Annotated in this window: 18 protein-coding genes and 1 riboswitch; of the genes, 3 read left to right on the forward strand and 15 right to left on the reverse strand. The window is 49.6% G+C overall.

The window, feature by feature from the left end; translation table 11 throughout:
- Positions 1-35: 35 nt before the first annotated feature.
- From feoB to OCV62_RS04830, 4 genes are all read right to left on the reverse strand, one after another.
- Positions 36-2,378: a ferrous iron transport protein B gene (feoB, locus tag OCV62_RS04815; protein WP_262585425.1), complete on the reverse strand. Its 2,343-nt coding sequence runs from the start codon at positions 2,376-2,378 to the stop codon at positions 36-38.
- 469 nt (positions 2,379-2,847) lie between these two features.
- A complete protein-coding gene (gene codB, locus OCV62_RS04820; RefSeq protein ID WP_262585407.1) occupies positions 2,848-4,098 on the reverse strand; it encodes a cytosine permease in 1,251 nt (416 codons plus the stop codon).
- A 23-nt stretch (positions 4,099-4,121) separates the two neighbouring features.
- Entirely contained in the window at positions 4,122-4,880 is a 759-nt protein-coding gene (locus tag OCV62_RS04825; protein ID WP_262585408.1) for a DUF6062 family protein, read from the reverse strand.
- A gap of 33 nt (positions 4,881-4,913) precedes the next feature.
- Positions 4,914-5,522, reverse strand: coding sequence for a TetR/AcrR family transcriptional regulator (locus tag OCV62_RS04830; protein WP_262585409.1), 609 nt, complete (start codon positions 5,520-5,522; stop codon positions 4,914-4,916).
- 178 nt (positions 5,523-5,700) lie between these two features.
- Between OCV62_RS04830 and OCV62_RS04835 the strand changes: the two genes are divergently transcribed.
- Positions 5,701-6,438: a hypothetical protein gene (locus tag OCV62_RS04835; protein ID WP_262585410.1), complete on the forward strand. Its 738-nt coding sequence runs from the start codon at positions 5,701-5,703 to the stop codon at positions 6,436-6,438.
- A 265-nt stretch (positions 6,439-6,703) separates the two neighbouring features.
- Here the strand turns inward: OCV62_RS04835 and OCV62_RS04840 are convergent, their stop codons facing one another.
- The 4 genes from OCV62_RS04840 to OCV62_RS04855 all read right to left on the reverse strand — a co-directional run bounded on the left by OCV62_RS04840 (position 6,704) and on the right by OCV62_RS04855 (position 14,904).
- Entirely contained in the window at positions 6,704-8,104 is a 1,401-nt protein-coding gene (locus OCV62_RS04840) for a sodium-dependent transporter (protein WP_262585411.1), read from the reverse strand.
- Between the two features lie 338 nt (positions 8,105-8,442).
- On the reverse strand, positions 8,443-11,565 hold the full coding sequence (locus tag OCV62_RS04845; RefSeq protein WP_262585412.1) for an alpha-mannosidase: 3,123 nt from the start codon (positions 11,563-11,565) through the stop codon (positions 8,443-8,445).
- 116 nt (positions 11,566-11,681) lie between these two features.
- A complete protein-coding gene (gene pdxR / locus OCV62_RS04850; protein ID WP_262585413.1) occupies positions 11,682-13,193 on the reverse strand; it encodes a MocR-like pyridoxine biosynthesis transcription factor PdxR in 1,512 nt (503 codons plus the stop codon).
- Positions 13,194-13,197: 4 nt separating this feature from the next.
- Positions 13,198-14,904: a glutamine--tRNA ligase/YqeY domain fusion protein gene (locus tag OCV62_RS04855; RefSeq protein WP_262585414.1), complete on the reverse strand. Its 1,707-nt coding sequence runs from the start codon at positions 14,902-14,904 to the stop codon at positions 13,198-13,200.
- 210 nt (positions 14,905-15,114) lie between these two features.
- Here OCV62_RS04855 and OCV62_RS04860 point away from each other — a divergent pair, with 210 nt between their 5' ends.
- Positions 15,115-15,858 (forward strand): DUF975 family protein, encoded by a 744-nt coding sequence (locus OCV62_RS04860; RefSeq protein WP_262585415.1) that lies wholly within the window; start codon positions 15,115-15,117, stop codon positions 15,856-15,858.
- Between the two features lie 341 nt (positions 15,859-16,199).
- On the opposite strand, the gene OCV62_RS04865 is transcribed toward OCV62_RS04860, so the two are convergent.
- The 4 genes from OCV62_RS04865 to OCV62_RS04880 form a co-directional block, all read right to left on the reverse strand.
- On the reverse strand, positions 16,200-17,378 hold the full coding sequence (locus tag OCV62_RS04865) for a phosphoribosylaminoimidazolecarboxamide formyltransferase (RefSeq protein WP_262585416.1): 1,179 nt from the start codon (positions 17,376-17,378) through the stop codon (positions 16,200-16,202).
- Between the two features lie 19 nt (positions 17,379-17,397).
- Positions 17,398-18,111: an IMP cyclohydrolase gene (locus tag OCV62_RS04870; protein ID WP_262585426.1), complete on the reverse strand. Its 714-nt coding sequence runs from the start codon at positions 18,109-18,111 to the stop codon at positions 17,398-17,400.
- A 63-nt stretch (positions 18,112-18,174) separates the two neighbouring features.
- Positions 18,175-18,254, reverse strand: a riboswitch (ZMP/ZTP riboswitch).
- Positions 18,255-18,326: 72 nt separating this feature from the next.
- On the reverse strand, positions 18,327-19,781 hold the full coding sequence (guaB, locus tag OCV62_RS04875) for an IMP dehydrogenase (protein ID WP_262585417.1): 1,455 nt from the start codon (positions 19,779-19,781) through the stop codon (positions 18,327-18,329).
- 105 nt (positions 19,782-19,886) lie between these two features.
- On the reverse strand, positions 19,887-20,381 hold the full coding sequence (locus OCV62_RS04880) for a DUF6106 family protein (RefSeq protein ID WP_021914306.1): 495 nt from the start codon (positions 20,379-20,381) through the stop codon (positions 19,887-19,889).
- Positions 20,382-20,722: 341 nt separating this feature from the next.
- Between OCV62_RS04880 and OCV62_RS04885 the strand changes: the two genes are divergently transcribed.
- Positions 20,723-21,403 carry an extracellular solute-binding protein gene (locus tag OCV62_RS04885; RefSeq protein ID WP_262585418.1) on the forward strand — a complete coding sequence of 227 codons (681 nt, stop codon included), beginning with the start codon at positions 20,723-20,725 and terminating at the stop codon, positions 21,401-21,403.
- A gap of 138 nt (positions 21,404-21,541) precedes the next feature.
- Here the strand turns inward: OCV62_RS04885 and OCV62_RS04890 are convergent, their stop codons facing one another.
- From OCV62_RS04890 to OCV62_RS04900, 3 genes are all read right to left on the reverse strand, one after another.
- The gene (locus tag OCV62_RS04890; protein WP_262585419.1) at positions 21,542-22,387 is read right to left on the reverse strand and encodes a serine hydrolase domain-containing protein; all 846 of its coding nucleotides are present in this window, start codon (positions 22,385-22,387) and stop codon (positions 21,542-21,544) included.
- A gap of 48 nt (positions 22,388-22,435) precedes the next feature.
- Positions 22,436-24,109, reverse strand: coding sequence for an alpha-L-rhamnosidase-related protein (locus tag OCV62_RS04895; RefSeq protein ID WP_262585420.1), 1,674 nt, complete (start codon positions 24,107-24,109; stop codon positions 22,436-22,438).
- A gap of 240 nt (positions 24,110-24,349) precedes the next feature.
- A partial coding sequence (locus OCV62_RS04900) for an RpnC/YadD family protein (RefSeq protein WP_262585421.1) occupies positions 24,350-25,341 on the reverse strand: 992 nt, incomplete at its 5' end.

The following is a 25,341-nucleotide window of genomic DNA, read 5'->3' on the forward strand; positions in this document are numbered from 1 at the left end:
GTTATGTTAGTTGCCGCAGACCCGGCATTATGTTATCAAATAAACAAATGGCCAACCTGATATACCAGAAACGCCGCTATCCAGGCGATCACGCACTGTCCGACCACGACAAATACCGCCCATTTTCCGCCAAGCTCCCGACGAATCGAAGCAATCGCCGCCACACAGGGCGTATACAGCAGGCAGAACACCAGAAGGCTCGCAGCAGAAAGCGGCGTCAGAACCGTCTGCAGCGACCCGGTGGAACCAAACAACACGGAAAGCGTCGAAACCACGCTTTCCTTTGCCATAAATCCGGTGATCAGCGCCGTGGAGATCCGCCAGTCTCCAAAGCCCATGGGTGCAAACAAAAATGCAAGGCTTCCGGCAGCCAGCGCAAGTATACTGTCTTTCGAATCCGCTGCAATGTTCAGATGCAGGTCAAAGGTCTGCAAAAACCAGATCACCAGCGTTGCCATGAAAATAACGGTAAAGGCCCGCTGCAGAAAATCCTTTGCCTTGTCCCAGAGCAGATGTCCAACATTTTTGGCTCCCGGCATCCGATAGTTTGGCAGCTCCATGACAAAGGGAACCGCTTCTCCCTGAAACAGCGTCCCACGCATGAAAAGTGCCATCAAAATCCCGATCACAATTCCGCCAAAATACAGTGCAATCATCACAAGTGCCCCGTGTTTCGGGAAAAATGCCGCTGTGAAAAACGCATAAATCGGCAGCTTTGCAGAACAGCTCATAAAAGGCGTCAGCAAAATCGTCATTTTCCGGTCCCGGGCAGAGGGCAGTGTCCGACTCGCCATAACGCCCGGCACGGTACATCCAAACCCAACCAGCATCGGCACAATGCTTCTGCCGGAAAGACCGATTTTGCGCAGCAGCTTGTCCATCACAAACGCAACCCGCGCCATATATCCACTGTCCTCCAACAGCGACAAAAAGAAAAACAGCGTCACAATGATGGGCAGAAAGCTCAGCACGCTTCCAACACCGTTAAAAATACCGTCCATCACAAGGGAATGAATCACATCGTTTACGTTCCACGCTGTCATGTGCGCATCCACCCAGCTTCCAAGCGCCGTAATCCCTGCATCGAGCAGATCTGACAGGCCTGATCCGATTACGCTGAAAGTCAGGAAAAACACCAGTGCCATAATGCCTGCAAAGCACGGAAGCGCCGTATATTTTCCCGTTAAAATCCGGTCGATTTTCTGACTGCGGATATGTTCTTTACTCTCTTTGGGGCGAATCACCGTTTCGTCGCACACCTTTTCGATAAAATCAAACCGCATGTGCGCAATCGCAGCGGCACGGTCCAGCCCCCGCTCTGCTTCCATCTGGCAGATGATATGTTCCAGGGTTTCCTTTTCATTTTCATCCAGCTTCAGGCTATCCCGGATCAGGACATCTCCCTCTGCAAGCTTGGAAGCTGCAAACCGCACCGGAATCTCCGCTTCTTTTGCATGATCTTCAATAAAATGCATGATCGCATGCAGACACCGATGCACGGCACCGCCGTCTTCCTCACTGTCGCAAAAATCCACCCGTCCGGGGCGCTCCTGATACTTTGCCACATGAACCGCATGGGAAATCAGCTCTTCAATGCCTTCGTTTTTGGCTGCGGAAATCGGAACAACCGGAATGCCCAGAAGCGCCTCCATCTGATTAACCAGAATGGAACCGCCGTTTTCCCGCACCTCATCCATCATATTAAGCGCCAGCACCATCGGGATATCCAGCTCCATCAGCTGCATCGTCAAATAAAGGTTCCGTTCGATATTTGTCGCATCCACGATATTGATAATTCCTTTTGGGTGCTCCTCCAGCAGAAAGTTTCTCGTCACAACCTCTTCGCTGGAATAGGGGGACATCGAATAAATGCCCGGCAGATCCGTTACCAGCGTATTTTCCTGTCCACGGATCTGACCGTCCTTTCGGTCTACCGTAACACCCGGAAAGTTTCCAACATGCTGATTTGAGCCGGTCAGCTGATTAAAAAGTGTCGTTTTTCCGCAGTTCTGGTTGCCGGCAAGGGCAAACGTCAGTACCTCCTGATCCGGCAGCGGATCTTCCTTTTCCTTATCGTGATATTTTCCCTCTTCTCCCAGACCCGGATGCGGAATCGGCTTCCCCATCTGCCGGGAAGTCTCAGGACAGACGTCCCGCACATTCTCTATTTCAATTTTCTCCGCATCTGCCAGACGCAGCGTCAGTTCATAGCTGTGAATCCGCAGCTCCATCGGATCGCCCATGGGCGCATATTTCACCATCGTCACGTCGCCCTGCGGAATCAGTCCCATATCCAGAAAGTGCTGCCGAAGCGCACCCTTTCCTCCGACCGATTTAATTGTAGCTGTTTTTCCAATTGGTAATTCTCGTAATGTCATGTTTTCTCTCATTTCCGCGCACGCTTTTTACAATCTTTCTCCCGTGTGCCTTACTTTCGACTGTCAGTCATGCAAGAACGCTGACTCTCTTGCGCTCTCGCTCGCTCACGAGCCCGCGCTGACGCGCTTTACCGCCTGCTACGCAGGCTGCTCGTTCGCTAATGGCACGAGAAAAACAAATGCCGCCTTCGGCGTCGCTTGTTTTTCTTTCGTGCTCATTATATCGTGAGCATAGCTCACTCAATAATTTCGCCGTTCGCGATGAGCAGGCTTCGCCTGTTCCCGCTCTCTTGCGCTCATTATATCATACTTCTATTCACTGATTCTACAAATAAACTGTTCTTTTATATACTCTCGGAAGGATTCCGCCTTCCATCATGAGCTTGCAGAAGTCAGCAAAGTTAATAAGCGCCAAATTCCACTCTGTTTCGCAGAATTTGACGCTTCTCATTTTCGATTTTCTTCGAATTTATTTCTTCTTCCGTTCTACCAGTTCGCCAACGAGGTAGCATACCGCTGCAATAACCATACCGTTGACAGAAGCGATGCCCCACGGAACCAGATTTGCAACAGCCGCGCCGATGAGGACACCTGCGATTGCGAACCAGTTGACCTGTCTGGGAATCACATCCCATTTTTCGTATTCTTCTTTATGGCAGAAATAGCCAAGTACAACAATCATGCCAACCGGAGGCAGTGTGCAGTTTAAGATATTCAGCCAGCCGACAAAATTGTTGTACAGCCATACCGCGGTTACGGTTCCCAGAATACCGGAAATTACAACCATCGGACGTTTACGCACTTTTGTGATATTGGACAGTCCAAGACCTGCGGTATAAAGCGCATTATCATTGGTTGTCCAGATATTTAAGCCCAGGACGATAATCGCAAATACCGTCAGGTTCAGCGCAACCATAACTTCAAAAATATCGTTTCCGCCTACATAAACGCCGCTGAACGCGCCGAAGCAAAACATCAGACTGTTGCCGATAAAGAATGCGACTACTGTGACGATAACGGACTGCAGCGCCGTTTTGGAAAATCTTGCAAAGTTCGGAGTTGCCGTACCGCCGCTGACAAACGAACCGATGACCAATCCGGCGCCTGCAATGACGCTCATACCCTGGCTTTCTGCAAATTTTTCAGCCAGCGGAACGTCACCGGTTTTGACCGCCATTACCATCGCCGTAATGCCGAGAATTGCGATCAGCGGAACGGAAATATAGCTGACGATGGTCATCGCCTTAATTCCGAAAAATGCGGAACCGGTCATGCAAATGCCGGCAATCGCAACGAGCAAATAAGGCAGCCAGGGATTTTCCGGAGCGATCAGTTTTGCAACCGGAATTGCAAACATCGCAACACCTACGCCAAACCATCCGATCTGGGTAAAGCTGGTCAGCACAGACGGCAAATAGGAGCCCTTTGCACCGAAGGAATGCTGTGCCAGCAGATCCAGGGAAAGTCCGGTTTTGGCACCGACATAAGCCAGAGAGCCGGTATAAATTGCAAGAATGATACCTCCCAGGATCAGGGAACCGATAAAGCCGGACAGGTCAAGGCTGTCACCCAGCGTCTGTCCCGTCCACATGCTGGCTGAAAAAAACGTAAAGCCAAGCATGATCATAAACATTGTCAGCAGCCTGCGCCGTGCAAACTGAGGCACCGGCTGCAGGGAATAATCGTGGTCTTCTACCTTGGTTTCTTTTGCATTACTCATGTCTTTTCTCTCATTTCTCCTGTCTATTTATTCATTTTATAAACCGGATCGGCCGGGTAACCGCCCCGGATATTCTGCATTCCGCGCTGTATGGCATCTTTGGAATTTTTCCAATCCGCGTCCTTGTTCTGGTAATCGAATTTTTCAATCAGCCAGTCCACATCTGCGCTCATACGCTCCATATTTTTCTGCATGATCTCGAAAATTTCCGGGAAAAAGGTCTCTTTTTCCTTCTCCGACAGTCTGGTATCCGCGCTGCTGCAAAGCTCCCCAAAATGATGCAGGCAAAAGCCCTTACTCTTTGCAATCCGTGCTTTGAAATCCGGGTCTTTTTCATATAAATAGAAAAAAGTGTCCAGATAGCGCTCGTATTCTTTTTGGAAACGGTCGCAGATATAGCAGGTGCTTTCCTTTTTCTGCACCCAGTCTGCCACGGAGTTCTTCGGTGCAATTTTGCGCAGCTTGTCCCCCATCGACTGCTTCTGCGGCCTGAAATGCCTGAATTCGCCATCCATTTCGGACAGCAGCTTTTTATAGTAGGTTTTTAAAATCCAGCCATTGCCAAGGGTGTTGCCGTAATCGAACATTTTTTTCATGTGCGTGCGGCAAAATCCTTCCCGGTCTGTATCCTCACGGACATCGCTCTCCATGTACGAAGCGCAGGAGCCAAGCACAAAATCCATCAGATCCTGCTCTACATTCCGCTCGATATAACAAAAAGGGCACTCATCGCCCGCATTTACCGCATCATTCAGCGGTATCGTATAAAGCTTTTCTTTCACTATTCTTCCTCCATTCCGCAGCTGCTTGCGCCTTTAAGTCTCTTTTATGGTCATCCGCCGCAGCGTGTCCAGATAAGCGCAGATCTCTGCAAAAAGCTTCTCCGGGGAAAAATCGTAGCGCTCCGACATCTCATCGGTCAGCCCGTCGATCGTATAGCGCACCATTTTTGTCACACGCACAGAATCCCCGTATGGTGCAAAAATGCTGTAATCTGCCTGCATGCTGTATGCCCGCAGCCGATCCTCGTAATCCAGCTTCTTTTCCGCGATCCGCTCCACCGCTTCCGTATTCTCTTCTTTTACCGCAACATCCAGAAACCGCTGCATATACGGATAAAGCTTCATCACCTGCATCCGCGCCTGTTCCATCTGCTTTGTCAGGGCAAAATAATCCGTTTCGGAACGTTTTACCTCTCTGGAAAGCTCCAACAACATAAAGCGCGCGCTGTAGTCAAACAGAAATCCGTACAGCCCCAGTTTACTTCCAAAATAATGAAAAAGCAGTCCCTTACTGATCCCCGCCTCCTTTACGATCTCATCCGTGCTGGCGTGTCGATAGCCGCCCCTGGAAAAAATCTTCAGAGATGCGTTGATCATCCGGTCCTGCTTTTCCTGTTTCAAATCAAAAAATTTATCATTCATGTGTCTGTCCCCGCGTCATTGACTTTCTGAGTCGTTTCATTCTATCATACCTGCAGGGTCACTTCAATGTTAAGTTTATAGATTTTTCATACATACTGACCTTTTCATTTTCATAAAATAGTATTAAAATGAGAGAAATAAGTAACCATATTCTGGTATATGTATGGAGGGCATTATTATGGCTAAAAAATTAGGAAAACTTTTCACTCTCGCAGTTACCGCCGGCACCGCTGCTGCCGCTGCTTATTATTATCTCCAGAATAAAAAAGCCGCAGTGCAGGAAGCTCCGGAAGAAGAGGATGATTTCGAAAAAGACCCAGAGGATGACTTTGACGACACCGATTTCACGGACGATGATTTCGTTGATGAAAGCGAGCATCCGGAGGAAGCCAAAGAAGAAGCAAAAGAAGACACTCCCGTCTTTTCTTCCGAAACGAAAGAGGACGGGCATACCTATGTGACCCTGGACTTAAAGGCTGCTCAGGATAAGGCTGTCCAGCTGCGCGACACTGTTTTCAATAAAGTCGGCGACACCGTTTCCAGAATCAAAAACAGCAGCGAATACGAAACCGTAACCGGCAAGATCAACGAAACGGTCGACAAGGTTCGCAGCAACGAAGATGTACAGGCTGTCGAGGAAGCCGCTCACACTGCTGCCGGCGCTGCAAAGCAGGCCGGAAGTGCTGCCGCTGATCTGGCCAAAGACGCCGCCCGCTACGTAGCAGACAAGGTTCACACCACTGTAGCCGAAGCTGCTGCAGAGGCAAAGGAGGCTGCAGAGGCAATTGCAGAGGAAGAGGCTGCAAAGGAGGCTTCCGCTGCTCCGGCGACCGATGCTCCAAAAGCTGAGGAAACCTCCGGCGATGTAAAGACTGAGGAAACCGCTTCCGAATCCGATGCTCCGGCGGCAGAATAAACAGCTGTAAACGAATACTGGGATTTGAAACGAACGCGCCTCCGGCTGAACAAGTTCTCGTTACAACGGAGGCTGACAACTAAAAAACGAGGCTATCCTGCAGTCATAAACTGATGGGATAGCCTCGTTCTCATTTCTAATAAGCCATGTCTTTCCTATCTGCCTTGCCCCTGTGACCAAAAGTGCCTTTCTTCCTACAAGCAGCTTGCCTGTAGCCAACAAACAGTGGCAGCGCTCCCTGGACCCCTATTACAGCACAAAATTCTTACGCAATCCTATTCAACAGTCCCGTTGAGGTCAAAAACAGGATCAGCATCACAACCGGCACGACGTATTTGATCATAAAACGATACAGCTTCGCCCTTGTAAAGCGCTCACCGTTTTTCTCCACCTCACCAACGATCCAGTCCGGGCCAATCACCCAGCCGATCAGGATGCTCGTCAGCAAGGAAATAAACGGCATCAAAAAGCTGTTGCTGATATAGTCCATCACATCGAGCAGCTGTCCGGTGGAACCGTTTGGCAACGGCAGTTCAAAGTAAAGTACGTTGTAGCCAAGGCAGATCAGCACCGCCGTTACCAGCGAATAAACGCCGATCAGTCCACACATCTTTTTGCGTGTCCGATGAAATACTTCCATACAGTTTGCAACCAGCGTTTCCATAACGGATACACACGATGTCAGCGCCGCAAAGCCCATCATCAGGAAAAAGGCGATTGCCACGATTCTTCCTGCGCCTCCCATCGCCGTAAAAACCTTCGGCAGCGAAATGAAAATCAGGCTGGGACCGGACGCCATGCCCTCTTTTCCAAGGAACACATAAACCGCAGGCAGAATCATCATTCCAGCGAGGAATGCAACTCCTGTATCAAAAATTTCGATCTGGCTCGTCGTTTTATTTAAGTCCACGTCATCTTTTACATAGGAACCATAAGTCACCATGATGCCCATCGAAACACTCAGGGAGAAAAACAGCTGGCTCATCGCATCCAGCAAAATCTCCAGAAACCGTTTCACCGTCAGTCCATGAAAATCCGGCAGCAGATAAATCGCCAGTCCCTGCATTCCCGTCCGAACCGTACCGTCCTCCCCTTCTGCCGACAGCGTCAGGGAAAAAATCGCAATCGCCACAATCAAAACAACCAGCACCGGCATAATAAAGCTCGAAACCTTTTCGATTCCCTTTTCCACACCACCGTAAACGACCGCTGCTGTCAGCGCCAGAAACAGAAGCATAAACACGATCGGGGCTGCCTTTGACGTGATAAACGAAGTGAAATATCCGTCCTGTGCAGGCACATTGTCCCCAGATACCAGGTATTCCACAAAATATTTCGTAATCCAGCCGCCGATGACCGAATAATAGGTCATAATCAGCACCGGGACCAGAAACGTCAGATATCCCAGAAATTTCCACTTCGGACAAATCGCAGCAAATGCATTCAGCGCATTTTTCTTTGTTTTCCTCCCGATCGCCACATCCGTTGTCAAAAGAACAAAACCAAATGTCAACACCAGCACCAGATAAATAAGCAGAAACAGTCCGCCGCCGTCCTTTGCACATAAATAAGGAAAACGCCAAATATTTCCGACACCTACCGCACTCCCCGCCGCAGCCAGCACAAATCCGATTGAGCCGCTGAAGCTCCCTTTTTTCTCTTTCATTCTCTCCTCCGTTCCGTATTTCTTCCAAACCGCTTTGACATTCAAAACCGCAGGAATCCCCCGTTTTCCCTGCGATTATCACTGTCGTTGCAGCATGTTGCAGCATGTTGGGCAGCTACACCTTTTTCGCGCAAAAACCCCGACAGAAACTTTTCATCAGGCTTCTGCCGGGGGGTTATGTTTTCAGATGAGTCTTAGTGTGAAAAATAAGCGTGATCGCTTATTTTTCACACAGCTATTTGTGCCGCAGGCGTCACAAAGTAGCTATGATCGCAGAGCCGAACTGGACGTTCGCCTCGCGATTCCTTCGGCGCAAAGCGCCTGCGGAATGGAGGATTTTATGCCAGCTTCAGGCGCAGGGTCTTGATTTCGAATGCCCTGAAATCAAGGGATACGGTGTTATCTTCCACAGCAACCTCTGCTTCTTTCTTTTCCAGCATATCGCAGGTCCATGCCTGTGCAACGTTGAGTGCAGTGAATACTTTCGTATTGACTGCTGCCTTCTTCGCTTCATACAGACGCAGGATCAGGTCGCCGCTGCCGTCCTCAGCCAGCTTCACGGATTCGAGAATAACGTTGTCTTTCTCTACACCGAAGGCGCTGAAGGTATCCACAACACCAGCTGTAATAACAGGCTTTACGTTCATCTCATAGCCCTGACGAACTACGTCGCTGTCTGCAAAGCTGCCTTCCCATGCAGTAAAGCCGTAGGTAAAGTGATGTTCTCTGTTGTCTGCATGCATCTCAGGAGCAGCTGCTGCACGCAACAGGGTCAGCTCAAGTGCATTGCCGTTCATGCTGATACCATACTTGCAGTCATTGAGCACTGCGGCACCGTGAGCCTGATCGCACAGAGCGCTGTAACGATGGTTGCAAACCTCAAAACGGTCTTTTTCATATGCTCTGGAGCGTCTGGTAGGCCGCTCTACATAACCGAACTGCATTTCGTTGATCCCGTTCTCTGCAAATACGTTGACAGGGAAGCCAACCTTTAACAGGCGATGCAGCTCTTTCCAGTCGATGGCAGTTTCGAATTCCAGTCTTGTGCTGTCTGCATCCAGACGGATGTACTGAACGAAGGGCGAATTGCTGATGCGGCCAGTTACCTTCAGGACACTGCGCAGGCTGCCTGTGCTTTCAACGGTTACCGTTACATCCTCTGCAGCGGTGATTTCCTGATCGATGTAGTTGGAATCGATATCCCATGCATCGAACAGACGCGGAACATCTTTATATAAGTGGAAACGGTTCATCGGCTCAGCTGCGAACTCTCTGCCGCTTGTCTTCAGAACAAAGGATACCACCTCACCCTTGCCGTCTACGACAGCCTTCACCTGATTGTTTTCCAGAATGAAGCTATCGCCGTCCTGAGTCAGGGAAACGCTGTCTGCTGCCTTGGTCTGGGTTTCTGCAGGAACCAGGGAAACCATACCATAAGCAGGAACTTCTGTAAGACCATATACCTTGTCACCGATCTTTTCGGTGGGAACAGCCTTGCCTTCTCTGGTCTGTGCACCTGCCGCAAAGCTTTCCGGCAGCTCAACCAGTGTGTCATATGCAAATCCCAGGGAGTTGCCGACAGTCACGCCATTTCCGGCTTCTACCAGACCTGCAACTGCCTTTGCAGTCAGCTCATGGCTTTCTTCCAGAATTGCATGGAATGCTTTTTCCGCGTCCTCATAAACTCTTGCGATGGAAGAACCGGGCAGGATGTCGTGGAACTGATGCAGCAGGACTTCTTTCCACAGACGCTCAATTGCCTCTGCAGGATATGTCTGTCCCTTCTGGGCTGCCAGCGTGCCCCACAATTCCAGATCACGCATGGAAAGCTCACATCTTCTGTTGTTGTTCTTCACCATTGCCTGAGAAGTATAGGTTCCGCGGTGAGCGCTGAAATACAGCTCTCCGGTATAGGTATGCTTCGGTCCGCCTTCTGCTTCCATATCCTGGAAGAACTCGATGGGGCCTTCCAGTTTTACCTTCGGGCAGCCTTCCAGGTCAGCCTCACGCTTCGCATATTCCAGATAGTCTCTTGCCGGGCCGCCGCCGCCATCGCCGTAACCAAAGGGCAGGAGGAATGCATCCAGATCTCTCTTCTGGCTTCTGTTCTCCCACACGTTCATCAGCTCGGTAGGGTCGGTGCGGTAGGTGTAGCTGGTAGGAAGGAAGGAGCTGATCTTCGTGCCGTCCATGCCTTCCCAGTAGAAATAATGGTAAGGGAACTGTTCGCCTTCATTGTAAGACCAGAAAATCTTCTGAGTTACCAGATATTCAACGCCGCAGCTCTTCAAAATCTGAGGCAGTGCAGCGGTATAACCAAAGGTATCGGGCAGCCACAGCATCTTGCTGTCTACACCGAACTCTTCCTGATAATAGCGTTTGCCGTAGAGCAGCTGACGGATCAGTGCTTCCCCGGAAGCCATATTCGTATCCGGTTCTACCCACATCGCGCCCTCTGCAATCCACTGGCCATCCTTAACCGCCTGTTTGATTCTTTCAAACAGCTCGGGGTAGTATTTACGGCACATCTCATAGCCGGCAGGCTGGCTCTGGATATATTTGTATTCCGGATATTCTTCCAGCAGGCGCAGCTGTGCTGCAAAGGTACGCTCTGTCTTTCTGTGTGTCTCTGCCATCGGCCACAGCCATGCCAGATCGATATGGGCATTGCCGATTGCGTAGAATACAGGCATAGTGGAACCGTTCTTCGCTTCCAGTGCAGGGCGGAGTGCTTCTCTGCCTGCCTTGTAGGATGCGATTCTGCCAGCCTCATCCTGCTCAAAATCAACCACAAGGGTAAAGGCCTCCAGCGCCTCTGCGATCTTTGCAGCCCGCAGGGAATTCGGATCGAGCTTGTCCAACAGCTGTCTTAAGGTGTCTGCATCCATCCACAGCTGATATGCGTCTTCATTCCAGATACCGAAGGTGCAGATACCGAGGGTACGTCTCTTGCCCTCTTCCAGCGGGTCCTGATATGCGCCGGGAAGTACCGGGCCGGTTGCGCAGCCGCCGTCCGGAGATTCCGGATAATAATGGCCTGCGTAGGTTTCCATCAGGATTTCATATTCTGTTCCTGCCACAGCGTCAGTGGTCAGAACGTTATCTTCTACGAAATGATGCTTCTGGGTTACCCAGGAAGCACGGTAGGTACCGAATTCCTGACCGTTTACAAACAGCGTGGATTCGCCGTCCGGTTTTAAATCCATGACAATTCTCTTGCCCTGTGCTTCTGCAGGCAGAACCACTTTGCCTCTAAACCAGCAATATTCCCAGGTCTTGCCCCAGGTAAAGCCGGGCTCTACAGGCTCGAACGGGCCATTCATCGCTTCCTCCTGAGATAAATGTTCCATTGTGCGGAACGCTTCCCAGGAAATCTCCCCCAAAGGTCTGTAAAAATCATCCTTCAGCGTGCGCATCCAATGCTGCAGTCTGCCACGCCATTCTGAACTCATGATCCCCATCTGAATTCCTCCGTGTTGTGTTATATTCTCAGGTATTAAAAATCAATACCACTTCATTTATAACGTTTTCCATCTGGCTCGTCAACCCCAATAATCCTATATTTATCCCTAAAAAATCACAATCTTTTTTCGATCAGCCACGCCGCTGCAAGCCGCTCCAGACCATCCCGGATTTCGTCCTCCGTCAGGCCGCCAAAGCCGATCAAAACGGTTGCGTGACACACAGCCTCCGGGACAGCTGCCCCCACAAGCGCTGACGACAGACCATAGACTTTCACACCTTGTCGGCGTGCCGCGTCGACAAGCTCTTTTTCGCTGCGTCCGACGCGATCCGTGAGCAAAAGATGCAGTCCCGCATTTTCTCCCGAAAGGTCAAATTGCCCCAAAAAGGGTTTCAGCCCGTCCAGCAGCGCTTCGTGTTTTCTGCTGTAGCTTTTCCGCATCCGGTTCAAATGCCGTTCAAACGCACCGCTGTCCAGAAATTGCTCCAGCACCGCCTGGTCGACTCTCGAAACCGTACACGAAAAGCAGGCGCATTTTTGCCGGTAGCGCTCCAGCAAAGCCTCCGGCAACACCATATACCCGACACGGATTGCAGGTGCAATCGACTTGGAAAAGGTTCCCATATAGATCACCTTTCCCGCCGCATCACTCGCCTGCAGGGACGGCACGGGCTTTCCACGATAACGGAATTCGCTGTCATAATCATCTTCTATAATATAGCGTTCCTTTTCCCGTGCTGCCCAGTTTAAAAGCTCTGTCCTGCGCCCGATCGGCATCATACGCCCGGTGGGATACTGGTGCGACGGCATCACATAGACCACCTGCGCGCCCGATTTTTCCAGCTCTTCTATGCAGATTCCGTTGGCATCCGACGATACCGTAACCACTTCCCCCGCAAAGAGCTGAAAAATCTTCCATGCACGCGGATAGGTCGGATTTTCAAACGCCGCTGTGATTGTTTCCTCGAAAACATAACGGAGCAGCATCAGCAGATAATCGTTTCCCGCTCCAACCACGATCTGCTCCGGTCTGCAGGTCACGCCACGGGATGCATGCAGATATCGGGAAATCGTGCGGCGCAGCGAAAGATCGCCCATCGGATCTCCCGGCAAAAACAGGTCTTGGTTGTTTAGATTCAGAACGTTTCTGTTGACTTTCCGCCATAAATCAAACGGGAAATTACGCATATCGATCGCATTTGGAGAAAAATCGATCTGAACGGGCGGCACCGCAGACGAGTCGTCCAATGCAGCTTTGGATGCGTAAGCGGCATCTGAAAGGAAAAGACAATCGCCGCCTGCATCTGCACGTGAAAAGCTGCCAACCTGTTCGCGAGACGTTATTCCTGCGTCCGGCGCGGTTTCCATCTGGTACAGTTCCTCCACCCGTGCGACAAAATATCCTTTATAGGGTACCGCCTCCAGGTATCCTTCCGCCACGAGCTGGTCATACGCCAGCTCTACCGTACTACGGGATACCTGCAAATATTCCGCCAGAGAACGCGTCGAGGGAAGCTTCTCCTGACAGAGAAGCTTCCCCCTTCTGATTTCGTCTCTGATATATTGATAAATCTGTTCGTAAAGATGGGTCCCATCCTCTTTCCACTCAATTACCAGATCCTGCATAGGCTCAGTCCTTTTTCGGAAGCTTAAAGGAGCTCTTCAAGGATACAATCCGGTTAAATACCGGCTCGCCCGGCTTGGAATCCTTGTAATCTACGCAGAAGTATCCCTGTCTGACGAACTGGAAGCTTTCGTAGGGCTTTGCTTCCTTTAAGGAAGGCTCGATCCATGCTTCCTTTACAGTCAGGGAGTTGGGATTTAAGTTCAGGGAGCCGTCTTCATTGTAAACGCCCTTTTCTTCATCAATGATGTTCTCATACAGACGAACGGTTGCCTTGACTGCAGTCTGGCACGCTACCCAGTGAATGGTGCCCTTTACCTTACGTCCTTCAAAGCCGCTTCCGGACTTGGTTGCAGGATCGTAGGTTCCATGGATTACGGTTACATTGCCGTTTTCATCCTTTTCACAGCCTGTGCAGGTTACAAAGTACGCGTTCATCAGGCGCACCTCGTTGCCGGGAAACATACGGAAGTATTTCTTCGGAGGCTCCTCCATAAAGTCTTCGCGTTCGATGTAGAGCTCTCTGCCAAACGGAACCTTACGGCTGCCCAGTGCTTCGTTTTCCAGGTTATTCGGAGCGTCCAGATATTCGATCTGGTCTTCCGGATAGTTGTCGATCACAAGCTTCACCGGGTCAACGACTGCCATCACTCTGGCGCGTTTTAATTTCAGATCTTCCCGGATGCAATATTCCAGCATCGCATAATCTACGGAAGAATTGCTCTTGGAAATACCGCACAGGTCTACGAACATTTTGATGGATTCCGGTGTAAAGCCTCTGCGGCGAAGCGCTGCGATGGAAACCAGACGGGGATCGTCCCAGCCGTCTACGATGCCCTGCTCTACCAGCTTCTTAATATAACGTTTGCCGGTAACAACATTGGTCAGATACAGCTTTGCAAACTCGATCTGACGGGGCGGATAGGGTTTGTATTCCAGCTCCCGCACAACCCAGTCGTACAGCGGACGGTGATCTTCAAATTCCAGCGTACAGATGGAATGGGTAATGCCCTCGATGGCATCCTCGATGGGATGTGCAAAATCGTACATCGGATAGATACACCATTTATCTCCGGTATTGTGATGTGTCATGTGCGCCACACGATAAATAACCGGATCTCTCATGTTCATATTTGGGCTTGCCATATCGATTCTGGCACGCAGAACCTTTTCGCCGTCGGCATATTTGCCCGCTTTCATCTCTTCAAACAGAGTGAGGTTTTCTTCTACGCTTCTCTCTGCACCGGGATCCATCTTGCCTGGCTCGGTCAGCGTACCGCGGTATTCACGGATCTGATCCGCGGAAAGATCAGAAACGTAAGCTTTGCCTTTTTTGATCAGCTTTACAGCGCCCTCATACATCTGGTCGAAATAGTTGGATGCAAAGAACAGTCTGTCCTCCCAGTCTGCGCCCAGCCATTTTACGTCCGCCTTGATGGATTCTACAAATTCGATCTTTTCCTTCGTCGGGTTGGTATCGTCAAAACGGAGATTGAATTTACCGCCGTACTGCTTTGCAAGTCCATAATTTAACAGAATGCTCTTGGCATGTCCGATATGCAGATATCCGTTGGGTTCCGGCGGAAATCTGGTATGTACTGTTTCGTAAACGCCTTCCTCCAGATCTTTATCAATCATCTGCTCGATGAAGTTTCTGGAAACAGGCTCCTTTGCTTCTTCTGCTGCAGGATTTTCTTTCGAGAATTCAGCCATTTTCCTTATCTCCCATCCTTTCATTTCCTTATTATTGTTTTATCTTATCAAAACAAACATTAAAATACAACATCGTTCTTAAGAAAATAATAATGTTCTTTCCCCCTGTTGTATGATAAAATACCTTTTGCAGGGATATTTTTATCAGTTTCGGAATACCCTGCTGTACAAATGTTATAACTACACTTTTTTATGCAGGAGGACTCCCTTATGAATCGTGCCTTACTCAAACAGGATGCCAAGGACGCTATGAAAGCGGCAAATCCGCATCCGGTACTCACCACCCTTGTTTTCTGGGCGATCCAGCTCGCCGCGCAGATCATTCTTGGTATTGTTTCCAGTATCTGCGGCTTTACTACCTACTTTTCTGCAGCCATCAGCTCCGGCATGTATGAAGACAGTGCATTTTTAAACTATGCCCCCAGCATCGGCGCTTTCCTGATCTACCTGGTTGTTGCGATCGTTATCGGCCTACTGATCGGTACCGTTCAGTTTGGTTATTATGCATACAGCCTGAAGGTTTTCAAGCATGAAGAAGCCGGCATTTCCGAGCTGCTTGCATACTTTCCCATGCTGCTCAAGATTTTTGGTCTTTCCCTCTGGATGGGTCTGTTCATCATGCTGTGGAGCTGCCTGTGCTACATCCCCGGCATCATCGCTGCACTGCGTTATTCCCAGGCCTTCTACATTCTGGCAGAAGATCCCAATAAGGGAATCCGTCAGTGTGTCAATGAAAGTAAAGAGCTGATGAGCGGTCATCTGTGGGAATACTTCGTGCTGCAGCTTTCCTTTATCCTCTGGTATCTACTTACAGGTGTTACCTGCGGTATTGCAAGCCTGTATGTAACTCCTTATACCGAGATTACCAACGCCGGTTATTATTTAAGCTTAAAGCCGGAACAATCTTATGACGGCGGATATGGATGCGATCCTCAGCCGGATGATGTGATCTGAGGATTTTCCGGAAAATAGCTATTGTAGCCATATGATTTTTATAAAATATCCATTCGTACAGGTGTACTTCCTAAAGACCTGGGCGGATGGATATTTTTTATTTTTATAAAAAAGAATGTGCATCCTCGTAAAGCATTTATTATCGTATGGAAACGAAGTTTCCTATACGATAATAAAACCAGATGCCAGAAAGGCTTCGCCTCTCGGGTATCTGGTTTTTATTATTCAATCTTTACCGCCTTCCGATACTAGGCGATATCCTGCATTTTTTGCGATGTCACCGCTTTGCCCCTGGAGTTTCAGCCATTGCTCATCCGAGCCGGTGCGCCGTTTTGTGTAGCTTAGTGATGGAACAGTCTGATTCCGGTAAATACCATCGCCATGTCATACTTATCACAGCATTCGATGACCGCATCATCGCGGACGGAGCCGCCGGGCTGTGCAATGTATTTTACTCCGCTCTTATGTGCGCGTTCGATGTTATCGGAAAACGGGAAGAATGCGTCAGAGCCAAGGGTTACATCGGTCAGCTGGTTTAACCATGCACGCTTTTCTTCTCTCGTAAAGACAGCAGGCTTTACCTTGAAACGGGTCTGCCATACGCCCTCGGCCAGCACATCTTCGTATTCATCACCCATGTAAACATCGATGGCATTGTCTCTGTCTGCGCGTCCAAGGCCGTCTACAAACTGCAGTCCAAGCACCTGGGGAGACTGACGCAGCCACCAGTTATCCGCTTTCTGTCCTGCCAGTCTCGTGCAGTGGATACGGGACTGCTGACCTGCACCAATACCGATCGCCTGTCCGCCTTTTACATAGCAAACAGAATTGGACTGGGTATATTTCAGGGTGATCAGCGCGATCTTCATATCGATCAGCGCCTCTTCGGGCACTTCTTTGTTCTTTGTTACAAAGTTTGACAGCAGCTCTTCATCAATGTTTAACTCGTTGCGTCCCTGTTCAAAGGTCACGCCGAACACCTGTTTTCTCTCGATTTCGGCAGGACGATAGGAGGGATCGATCTGGATAACATTGTATCCGCCCTTTTTCTTTGCTCTTAAAATCTCCAGCGCTTCGTCGGTATAGCCGGGAGCGATCACTCCATCGGAAACCTCGCGCTTGATCAGCTTTGCCGTGTCTGCGTCACAGACATCAGACAGTGCAATAAAGTCACCAAAGGAAGACATTCTGTCTGCACCTCTCGCTCTTGCGTAGGCACATGCCAGCGGAGAAAGCTCTCCAAGGTCGTCTACCCAGTAAATTTTTGCCAGCGTATCCGTCAGCGGAAGTCCCACTGCCGCACCAGCCGGGGAAACGTGCTTAAAAGAGGTTGCTGCCGGAAGTCCGGTCGCTTTTTTCAACTCGGAAACAAGCTGCCATCCGTTTAATGCATCCAGGAAATTGATATATCCTGGCTTGCCGTTTAATACGGTAACAGGCAGGTCGCTGCCATCCTCCATGAAAATTCTGGAAGGCTTCTGATTCGGATTGCATCCGTACTTTAACTGAATTTCGTTCATTTTTTCCTCCATTCCATTTTCAGTGGTTTTTGTTCACAATTCTTGTCTCATATTTGCCGGTTTCGATGTCGATGTAGCGCACAAACAGGGAAACCTTATTTTCTTCATTCAGACTTTCCCAAACCAGCTGAGTAAAGCTGTCGATATCTCCGGAAATCGCAACCTTCTTCGGCTCGCCGGAAAAGCTCGGCAGCGGATTGCCGTCATGCATATAGGTGTGGATAAATCTGCCCTCGCCCGCTTTCGGATTTTCGTAAGCAAAGGTGTAACGCAGGCAGGAGGACGGATCGCCGTCGTCGCTCTTTAAAATGGACATTGCAAAGTTGTAGCCGCCGTTTTCGATATGCAGGATACCGGAAATACGGGGAGTGTAGTTCGGACCGTCCGGCTCAAATTCCCGGCTGCGCAGGCTCTGCTCAAAGGTCAGCTGCTTGTCCATGCCCTCATAGATCGTATCTGTCTGGTCGCCGTTTGTCACGATCGTCTTGTTGCCCAGCACGCGAACCGGTGCATAGATGATCAGGCTCGGATCCTCCAGCTTGGACGGATCAAACGCCTGTGTGCAGATACCCTCGCCCTCCTCTACGAACACGCGGTTGCGGGAATTGCTGCTTCTGCCCATAATAAAATACGCTGTTACCGCCTGTTTTCCGTCAGGGGTTTTGCCGATGACGATACCTCGTCCCGGATAGGCGTTGTTTTTCAGTTCTTCCGAAAGATTTAAAAGCTCCATGTTGTCCTCCATTTTGAAATGAATACGATAAAAAACCGCCTGAATACTCACATCATCTTCTGCTGTCAGTACCCAGGCGGTCGGTTTCTTCAAACGTGCTCCCCGTGGTGATCTCCACTAATCCGCCAGTCACACGTTTTGTGTTTGATTGTGTTAAAACAGGATACCCGCCAACGGGACATCCTATTCTATGCTATGCGGCCAATCGGTTAAAATCAGTCCGCAGAGCTGTAGTTGGGAGCTTCCTTCGTGATATGAATATCATGAGGATGGCTCTCACGCAGAGCTGCTGCAGAAATCTTGACGAATTTGCCGTTTTCCTTCAGCTCTTCGATGCTTTTTGTTCCGCAGTAACCCATACCGGAACGAAGACCGCCCATCAGCTGGAATACCGTATCTTCTACCAGGCCCTTGTATGCAACACGACCTTCTACGCCTTCCGGAACGAGCTTCTTGGCGTCGGTCTGGAAGTAGCGATCCTTGCTGCCGTTTTCCATCGCAGCAATGGAACCCATGCCGCGGTAAACCTTGTATTTACGTCCCTGATACAGCTCGAACTGTCCGGGGCTCTCATCACAGCCTGCAAACATGGAACCCATCATGCAGACGCTTCCGCCTGCCGCGATTGCTTTAGTGATTTCACCGGAATACTTGATACCGCCGTCTGCGATGATCGGGATACCATATTCTCTTGCAACTGCGTAGCAGTCCATGATAGCTGTGATCTGAGGAACACCGATACCTGCAACCACACGGGTTGTACAGATAGAACCGGGTCCGATACCAACCTTAACGGCATCTGCACCTGCTTCGATCAGTGCTCTGGTCGCTTCTCCGGTTGCAACGTTGCCCGCAATTACCTGCAGATCCGGATATGCTTCCTTGATCATGCGCAGGCAGCGCAGTACGTTTTCAGAATGACCATGTGCGGAATCCAGAACAATAACGTCAACCTTGGCTTCTGCCAGAGCTGCCACGCGATCCAGAACATTGGCAGTAATACCAACACCTGCACCGCAGAGCAGACGTCCCTGTGCATCCTTTGCTGCAAGAGGATATTTGATCGTCTTCTCAATATCCTTGATCGTGATCAGGCCTTTCAGATTGAAGTCCTTATCAACGATCGGCAGCTTCTCTTTTCTTGCCTTTGCCAGAATCTTCTTTGCTTCTTCCAGTGTGATACCTTCGGGAGCCGTAACCAGACCTTCACTGGTCATGGATTCTTTAATCTTCTTGGTAAAATCTGTCTCGAATTTCAGGTCGCGGTTGGTAATGATGCCGACCAGCTTTTTGCCCTCTGTGATCGGGACACCGGAAATACGGAATTTTGCCATCAGCTCATTGGCATCTGCAAGGGTATGCTCCGGGGATAACGAAAAAGGATCTGTAATGACGCCGTTCTCAGAACGTTTTACCTTGTCCACCTCATCGGCCTGCGCCTCAATGGACATATTCTTATGGATAATACCGATACCGCCCTGTCTGGCCATTGCGATCGCCATTCTATGTTCTGTAACGGTATCCATTCCCGCACTCATCAGCGGAATGTTCAGCTTGATCTTTTTTGTCAACCAGGTAGTCACGTCGACCTGATTGGGAATTACCTGAGAGTATGCCGGCACCAACAGCACATCGTCAAAGGTAATGCCTTCGCCAATAATCTGACCCATCTTCTCTCCTCCTGCGTATTTTAACTGTCAATTCAATGAAAACTGCCAGTAAATACACTACTGACAGTTCGTTTGAGGCAAGTGTAACAGAATTAAAACTCTGTGTCAATCGAAAAATACTTTTCTGGGCGCAACAGACTGAAGTGCTTTTACCATGGCCTCGCTGGGCTCAAAAATGATCTTGCGGTCTCCGCTGTAGATCATCACATAGCGTCTGTCCGGCTGTCCGGCAACGCCGCTGGAATAGTCCGTCACCTTAAGCTGACGATTCTTCATGTTGTCCAGATGCCAGGAGTTGATCGGTGCAAAAATCTCCATACTCTCTGTTTCAAACTTCTCGACTTTTTTCCGTTTGGTTTTGTTTAAAATCTTGTCGACGGAAATCTCCTTATCCACGTACAGATATTCAAACTCCACGCTGGCATTGAGCGAAGTAAAATACGCTCCGATTCCGGCTGCTGCCACTCCGAGCCACATCAGGGCATTCAGCATGCTAAGCAGGAAAAAAATCACCGCCAGGACAATCAGAAAAACCTGCAGTGCTTTCATCGCACTGGACGGTTTTTTCGCCACCAGACATTCTACATAGCTTTCATTCATATTGCTTTACCACCTTCGTATTTATTCCCCATCCCGGGAAGCTCAGGGTTTTGAAAGGTCTGTCCTTTTGACAGTGCTCCCTTTTTCAAACCGATAAAGCTATCATAGTACAGAATTCGCTTTTTTTCAAGGTATCCCAGGGACTTATCCGGTAGTTTAGAAAATTTTCACTTTTCTATCACAATGCTTTCATTGACTTCCCAAAATCAAACGACTATGATAAATATCAGCGCATGAATCTTTCCATACTATCGAAACGATCGAACACAGGATACCGGCACCAGATTTTGCCGCATGCCGCAAAATACAGGATTCAACACCGAACTACAGGGAGGCACTCAATGGCAACAGGCAATTCCGTCCATGACGAAGTTAAGGAACAGCAGCAAAAATTAAAAGGGAAACCCTTCAAGGAAAAATGGGCTTATTTCTGGGAGTATTATAAAATCCAAACGATCGTCGTGATCGCGGTTCTCGCCTTTGCGGGAAACCTGATTTACACCTTTGCGACGCGCAAGGATACCGTCATGGAAGCAGCCTTTATCAACTGCTACATGAATACCGAGGTCGATTCCGACACGATGATCGCCGATTTTGAGCAATATGCTGACATCGATACCTCCAGCGACTGTGCCGCAATCAACCGGGATATGTATGTGGATTATGAAAACTCCGATCAATACTCCTATGCAAATATGCAGAAAATTATCGCGATGATATCTGGCAAGACCTTAGACGCCCTCATCACAGATGATACCTATATGGATCACAATCTCGAAGCCGGTCTGTTCTGCGACCTGCACCAGTATTTTACCGACGAGGAGCTGGCGCAGTACGGCGATCAGGTTATATACAAGGATCTTCCTGATGACAATACCGACGGGGAAATCCCCATCGGCATCAGCGTCAGCAGATCCAAATATCTGCTGACAGATCGGGCAAATGCATGGTTTACCATCCCTGCCAACTGCCAGCACCCGGAAAATGCGAAGAAATTTTTAGAGTTTATGCTTGAGCCGTAACACTCGCTGCTGCATACGACATGTAAAAATTCCCTGTAAGCTGCCAGAACGCTGCTCACGGCAAAAATCCCCGCCGCCACAGCCTGAATCGCTGTGACAGCGGGGATTTTGTTATTCAAAGCGCGCCATGCGCACTTCTCACTCATTTTTCAGAATCAATTCCATCAACGTGTTTCCTTTTCCCTCCGGGTCATAGCTCTGCCACGCGATCACGCGGCCATGAGGCGACAGATACAGCATCTGTCCGTTCATACCGCCCTTGCAGTGCCCTCCGTTTTCCATCTTTGCAAGCTCATATTCCCGCTCAAAAACAAGCTCGACCCACTCTTTCGAAAGCAGACGCTTTCCTTCAAATGTGCCACCGTTTTGATAGACCTCGCCAAGCTTTGCCATGTCCTCTGTGCGCACATACATGCCGGTCGCTCCAATCGGATACCCCATCGGACACTTTGAAAAAGCCGCCTCCCTTACATGCAGCGGCATCAGCAGGCGCGGGCGCAGAAAGTCGTCCAGCTTTTCTCCGGAAAGCTCCGTCACAACGCGGGACAGCAGATAATATGCACCGTCGCTGTACTGATAGTCCACGCCCGGCCGCGCCGGAACCGGACGTTCAAACGCGAGCTTTAAAAAATCCTCCGAACCAAACTGCGTCATATCATAATTATCGATATCCAGAAAATCCTCCGTCACGCCGATTCGGTGCCGGATCACATGATCCAGCGTCACTTCTTCCCATTGCGGATCATAGCGCTCCGGCAGCTTTTTCCGAAACAGATCGCAGATCTTATCGTCTGGCTTCCAAAGTCCCTGATCGTATAAAAAGCCAAGCGCCGTCACGGTAAACACCTTCGTAACGGAATAGATGTCATTGCACGGATTGTCCGGCACAAAGCTCCATGTCGTGCGCTTTCCATGCTCCGACTCTGTCAGCCAGAACAGCGGAAGATTCAGCCCACGGATTTCCTCCAGAATTGTTTCTATCATGTTATTTTTCCTTTTCTTTAATGTAGTGCGACACGCCGAGCTGCCATATCACATTGTAGGCACCTTGTCCTCGCCTGCGGGCGCAAGGCTCCACTCCACCTGCTTTTCCCCGTTTTCCAGAAGCTCCCAGCTCACCGAAAGGATTCCATCCGGCGTCTGGATACTGCCCTTTGCCCAGGTCAGCTGCCGCTGGCTGCTGAGACGGATTTCGTAAGAAAAATGCTGTGCGGACCCGGGCATGGCTGGCGGCTGCAGTTCGCCGTTGAGCGGCTTCAATGCCTGTGCTGGCTGTGTGGTAACGTCCGGCTGCGCAGGTTTGAGAACGGGCGGCTGCGCCGATGGCGTCATCCGAATCCCAAGGATCTGTGTAAACAGCAGCCGCACACAGGCGCCAAACATCGGATGGTTATGGGATTCTCTGCCATCCCAGCGCTCCCAGAGCGTCGTCGCACCATTTCGTTTCATATGTGCAAAGGACGCTGCTTCGCTGTCATTGGTCAGAAGCCTTACAGCCAGATCCCCTGCACCGATGGAAAACAGTTGTTCCAAAAGCATCGACGTGCCGAAAATTCCGGTATCAAAACGTCCGAGCGCTTCATATTTTTCGACCAGATGCTTTTTCGTCCGCTCATCCCCAAGCCCAAGTGCCAGTCCATAGGCGTTGCCTGCTGCCCTTCCTTCGCAGAAATCTCCGGTTTCCGGATCGAAGTAAGCGTCAAGAAAAGCATTTTTGACATTCTTTTCCCGCTCCGCAAATCGAATTGGCAGTTTATTATTCATTTTTTCTGAAATTTGCATCATTTCCTGCAATCCATGCAAGTAGTAGAACGTATTGATAAATGCCTCCGGCAGCTGCTCCTTTTCCTCTGATGCCGGGAAGCACCAGTCGCCCAGACACCAGCCCCCCTCTTCTTCGCGGACCACAAGTCCCTTTTCACTGTGGGCATCCATATAATCGAACCAGCGCAGGATCGCGTCATAGCCCTGCACAAGCAGGCTGTCATCCCCATAAATTTTTGCCCATGCGAGCGGAACCATTTTTCTGCCATCGTACTCCCCAATCAGGATCGGATAAAGCTTTCGGATCACACGATCCGGCGGACAGGTCTGCTCTTCTAAAAGGGTTTCCGGTGCATGGACCGGCTGTGCTGGCTTCCAACCGGATAAATCAGCGCCCGGATACTGCCAGCCTTCCGGCTCTTTCCGCAAATCCCGCACCTCTCCCAAAAAGAGGTTGTTTTTCAGCAATCCGCCCGGATGCCACAATGTCTGCCGGTCGCTTTCAATCCATTCCTGTCTTCCGTCTGCATCCGTCAACGTCAGCTCAAACCAAAGCTTCGGCAGCCCGAAAACAAATTTTCCTTCGGCAATCCGCTCTGTCTGATGATACCAGCCATTGCCCAGTCGTACTGCAAGTACGTTTTCTCCTGCCTTTAAATATGGAAGTAAGTCAAAGCTCAAATACCGGCATCGATGTGCGCTGCGCTCCTCCCATACCGGATACGTTGTTTCACAGCCGAGCACCGACGCATAATCTGTCATCGCCGGCATCAGCTCCTGATCGCTGATCCTTTTTCCATTGATATAGAATAGAAAATATCCCAGTCCGCAGATTTCCAGACGGGCGCTTTGAAAGCGCTCTGTCCTATCCAGCCAGAAGCTTCTTCGAAACAGCGGCGCTTCACAGCCTGCGCCGCCGCAAATCCAGTGTTCTTTTTTCATATTTTTCTCTCATTTCTGCGCATGTCAAGTTTGTGTCAAGTGCACGCAGACACAAATCTCGAGATTGAAAAATTTTATTCATGACAATAGAATGCTCGTAGAGCGTGCATTCTATTGTTTTTCAATCTTGATTCTCTCCCGCAGCCCTTGCCGCCCCAATATCAGAAAACATGACGCCCCGCCATCTGCTTAGATGATAGAACGGCATACGCACTCTTCTAAATATTGGAAGCCTGTTTATTACTGACTTACTGTCATTTTCCCCAGAATTTCTTCTACTTCCTCTACACTCATCAGGAGGTCTTCCGCTATTTTGGATACAGAATCGCCTTTTTGATACTTTTTAGTTACCAACTCGACCGTTTTTTGATTAGATCCTTCCAGGCGTCCCTCTTCACGTCCTTCTAAGCGTCCTTCTAAGCGTCCTTCTTTACGTCCCTCTTCCAGTCCTTCCTCGCGTCCTTCTTCTTGACCTTTCCTACGTCCTTCTTCCAGCCCCTTCTCCATGGCTTCCCGAAAAATCTCCTTCGACCGATAATTCAACACTTTTCCTCCCATAACTTCCGTAACCTCCTTCTCCACATTGTCATATTTCGACGCAAGTTTTTCCACTACAGTATTCGCCAGTTCACACAACGCGCCGCCGGTAATTGGCTTCATACGCCCGCTTTGGCACTCCTGATCCAGCCGTGCAGCTACGTTCTCATATTCCATCCGCAGACTGCGAAGCCGTTTTTCATCTCCATTAATTTTTCGAAATTCTTTTTCATACCGAAAAATATAAAACGGGATCAGCATCCACAGCTGTTTTTCAAAAATTTCGTTCAAAGTATAATTTTTTACTTTCAAAATCGGAATTTCGTAAAATATTTCCTTTTTCCCAACGCAAATACAAATCTTCAACTCATCCGGCGTGTTCGAATTGCTCCTCAGATAGATCACTGCAGAATCCGGAAAGTTCACATACAGCACGCCGTCCCGGTATTCCTTATTCATCAAAGCAATCTGCGCATCATATTCCCACATCCGAATTTCCATCGTCCCATCCGCTGTGCTCTGGCATTCCAGATGATACCGTTTGGAAATTCCCTTTAAAGAAATCAATGTCAGGTTGGAATCCGTAACCCGCTTCTCCTTTTTCCCCTCCGGATTCCTAAAAAAAATCTCGTTCTCATTCGATACCACTACTTCCCGCCCGGTATAATTCGTGCCGAACAGCTCGTTAATCAGCG

Source organism: Gallintestinimicrobium propionicum (assembly GCF_025567525.1).
Classification (GTDB): domain Bacteria; phylum Bacillota; class Clostridia; order Lachnospirales; family Lachnospiraceae; genus Gallintestinimicrobium; species Gallintestinimicrobium propionicum.